The organism is Micromonospora sp. NPDC048843, assembly GCF_040649965.1.
GTDB lineage: Bacteria > Actinomycetota > Actinomycetes > Mycobacteriales > Micromonosporaceae > Micromonospora > Micromonospora hortensis.
In genome coordinates, this window is the sequence record NZ_JBEZGJ010000316.1 from 1 (window position 1) to 4138 (window position 4138).

At 67.1% G+C, this 4138-nt stretch carries 1 pseudogene; it reads left to right on the top strand.

Features of this window, described 5'->3' with window-relative positions:
- Positions 1–121: 121 nt before the first annotated feature.
- A pseudogene (locus AB0C20_RS35375) lies at positions 122–4003 on the top strand (DNA-directed RNA polymerase subunit beta'); the annotation flags it as partial.
- Positions 4004–4138 lie beyond the last annotated feature (135 nt).

A 4138-nucleotide genomic window follows, 5' to 3' on the forward strand; every position in this document is an offset into this window, starting at 1 on the left:
TGATCCCTGTCGAATCGGCGGTGTCGCCAGGACGGCTGGCCGGTGGGGGCGAGGGTGGGCGGCCGGTGCGTACTCATGCGTCCGTTCTACCCGGCAGGCCTGACCGGCTGCCCGGCCGGGCGACGTCAACTTCTTCGACGAGCTGCGCATTGGTCTCGCCACCGCCGACGACATCCGTCAGTGGTCGCACGGCGAGGTCAAGAAGCCTGAGACGATCAACTACCGCACCCTGAAGCCGGAAAAGGACGGGCTCTTCTGCGAGAAGATCTTCGGTCCGCAGCGGGACTGGGAGTGCTACTGCGGTAAGTACAAGCGCGTCCGGTTCAAGGGCATCATCTGTGAGCGCTGCGGCGTCGAGGTGACTCGCTCCAAGGTCCGCCGTGAGCGGATGGGGCACATCGAGCTCGCCGCTCCGGTGACCCACATCTGGTACTTCAAGGGCGTTCCGAGCCGGCTGGGTTACCTGCTGGACCTCGCTCCCAAGGACCTCGAGAAGATCATCTACTTCGCCTCGTACGTCGTGACGAGCGTGGACGCGGAGTCGCGTCACCGCGACCTCTCGACGATCGAGAACGAGATCCTGGCCGAGAAGCGGCAGTCCGAGAACAGCCGCGACTCGGAGATCGAGAAGCGGGCCGCCAAGCTCGAGGCCGACCTGGCCGAGCTGGAGGCCGAGGGTGCCAAGGCGGACGTCCGGCGCAAGGTCAAGGAGGGCGGAGAGCGCGAGATGCGCCAGATCCGCGACCGGGCCCAGCGCGAGATCGACCGCCTGGACGAGGTGCTGGACACCTTCCGCAAGCTGGAGCCGAAGCAGCTCGTCACCGACGAGCTGCTCTACCGCGAGCTGCGCGACCGGTTCGGTGAGTACTTCACCGGGTCCATGGGCGCCGAGGCGATCAAGGCGCTGGTCCAGAACATGGACCTCGACGCCGAGGCCGAGAGCCTGCGGGAGACCATCCGGTCCGGCAAGGGTCAGCGGAAGATCCGGGCGCTCAAGCGACTCAAGGTCGTCGCGGCGTTCCTGAACACCCGCAACTCGCCGCTCGGCATGGTGCTGGACTGCGTCCCGGTCATCCCGCCGGACCTGCGCCCGATGGTGCAGCTCGACGGTGGCCGCTTCGCGACCTCCGACCTGAACGACCTGTACCGCCGCGTGATCAACCGGAACAACCGCCTCAAGCGGCTGATCGACCTCGGCGCGCCCGAGATCATCGTCAACAACGAGAAGCGGATGCTCCAGGAGGCCGTCGACGCGCTGTTCGACAACGGCCGTCGCGGCCGGCCGGTCACCGGTCCGGGTAACCGCCCGCTGAAGTCGCTGTCCGACATGCTCAAGGGCAAGCAGGGCCGGTTCCGCCAGAACCTGCTGGGCAAGCGCGTCGACTACTCCGGCCGTTCGGTCATCGTGGTCGGCCCGAAGCTCAAGCTGCACCAGTGCGGTCTGCCCAAGCAGATGGCGCTGGAGCTGTTCAAGCCCTTCGTGATGAAGCGGCTGGTCGACCTCAACCACGCGCAGAACATCAAGTCCGCCAAGCGGATGGTCGAGCGGCAGCGCCCGGTCGTGTGGGACGTGCTGGAAGAGGTCATCGGCGAGCACCCGGTGCTGCTCAACCGGGCGCCGACCCTGCACCGCCTGGGCATCCAGGCCTTCGAGCCGCAGCTGGTCGAGGGCAAGGCGATCCAGATCCACCCGCTGGTCTGCACCGCCTTCAACGCCGACTTCGATGGTGACCAGATGGCGGTGCACGTGCCGCTGTCCGCCGAGGCTCAGGCCGAGGCGCGGATCCTGATGCTGTCGTCGAACAACATCCTCAAGCCGGCCGACGGTAAGCCGGTCACCATGCCTACCCAGGACATGGTCATCGGTCTGTACCACCTCACCCACCTCACCGCTGGTGAGAAGGGCGAGGGCCGGGCGTTCAGCTCGGACGCCGAGGCGCGGATGGCCTTCGACAACGGCGAGCTGCACCTGCAGGCGCCGGTGAAGATCCGCCTGCGCGGCGTGGTCGGTGTCGACAACGGCAACGGCTCCGAGGCGTGGAGCGCCCCGGAGGGCTGGGTCGAGGGTGACCCGCTGACCGTGGAGACCACCCTGGGTCGGGTGCTGTTCAACGAGACGCTGCCGCAGGGCTACCGCTTCGTGAACTACGAGATCCGCAAGGGTCAGCTCTCCGCGATCGTCAACGACCTCGCCGAGCGCTTCCCCAAGGTGGCGTTGGCCGCCACCCTGGACGGGCTCAAGGAGGCCGGTTTCCACTGGGCCACCTGGTCCGGCGTGACGATCGGCATGGAGGACGTCATCGCTCCGCCGCGCAAGGCGGAGATCCTGGCGAAGTACGAGAAGGACGCCGACCAGATCGACAAGCAGTACCAGCGTGGTCTGATGACCGCCGAGGAGCGTCGCGGCGAGCTCATCGAGATCTGGACCAAGGCGACCAACGAGGTCGCCAAGGAGATGGACACCGCGCTGCCGCAGGAGAACCCGCTGTGGAAGATGATCAACTCGGGCGCTCGCGGTAACCTGCTCCAGCTCCGGCAGATCGCGGCGATCCGTGGTCTGGTGGCCAACCCCAAGGGTGAGATCATCCCGCGGCCGATCAAGGCCAGCTACCGGGAGGGTCTGTCCGTGCTGGAGTACTTCATCTCCACGCACGGCGCCCGTAAGGGTCTCGCCGACACCGCGCTGCGGACCGCCGACTCGGGTTACCTGACCCGTCGTCTGGTGGACGTCTCGCAGGACGTCATCATCCGCGAAGAGGACTGCGGCACCGACCGGGCGATCCCGATGCAGATCGGCGAGAAGCTGGACGGCAAGCTCGTCGTCCACACCCACGCCGAGACCAGCGTGCACGCCCGGACCCTCGCCGACGACATCAAGGGGCCGGACGGCACCGTGGTGGCCGAGCGCGGCCAGGACATCAACTCCATCGGGGTCGACAAGATCGTCGCCGCTGGTGTGGAGACGGTCCGGGTGCGCAGCGTGCTCACCTGCGAGTCGAAGCTGGGCGTCTGCGCGGCCTGCTACGGCCGGTCGCTGCCGACCGGTAAGTCGGTCGACATCGGCGAGGCGGTCGGCATCATCGCCGCCCAGTCCATCGGTGAGCCCGGTACGCAGCTGACGATGCGTACCTTCCACACCGGTGGTGTCGCGGGTGAGGACATCACCCAGGGTCTGCCGCGTGTTCAGGAAATCTTCGAGGCTCGGGTCCCGAAGGGTAAGGCGCCCATCGCCGACACCCCCGGCCGGATCCGGATCGAGGACGGCGAGCGCTCGCGCAAGATCATCGTGGTGCCGGACGACGGCAGCGAAGAGATCGTCTACGACAAGATCTCGAAGCGCGTCAAGCTCCGTACCCACGACGGCGGTCACGTCGCGGTCGGCGAGAAGCTGACCGAGGGCACCATCGACCCGCACGAGTTGCTGCGGATCATGGGTCCGCGGGCGGTCCAGGTCCACCTGACCAGTGAGGTCCAGGAGGTCTACCGCTCGCAGGGTGTGCTCATCCACGACAAGCACATCGAGATCATCATCCGCCAGATGCTCAAGCGGGTGACGGTCATCGACTCCGGCTCGACCGAGTTCCTGCCGGGTGTGCTCGTCGACCGGGCGCTGTTCGAGTCGGAGAACCGCCGGCTCGTCTCGGAGGGCGGCGAGCCCGCCGCTGGTCGTCCGGTGCTGATGGGTATCACCAAGGCCTCGCTGGCCACCGACTCCTGGCTCTCGGCGGCCTCCTTCCAGGAGACCACCCGGGTGCTGACCGACGCTGCGATCAACTCGCGCAGCGACTCGCTGGTCGGCCTCAAGGAGAACGTGATCATCGGAAAGCTCATCCCGGCCGGTACCGGCATCAGCAAGTACCGCAACGTCCGGGTCGAGCCGACCGAGGAGGCCAAGGCCAAGGTCTACTCGATGACCGGTTACCCGGAGACCGACTACGGGTTCGGGCCGGCCAGCGGGCAGGCCGTGCCGCTGGACGACTTCGACTTCGGGTCGTACCGCTAAGCACCAGTCACACGACGAGGCCCCCGGCTTTCACCGGGGGTACTCGGCTTTTGTGAAGTCGGGCTGTCCGTGGAGCCGGGACACCCCGACTTCCGTGAACGCGAGTGGATCGACAGGTCGTGCTGCCGGTGCCGC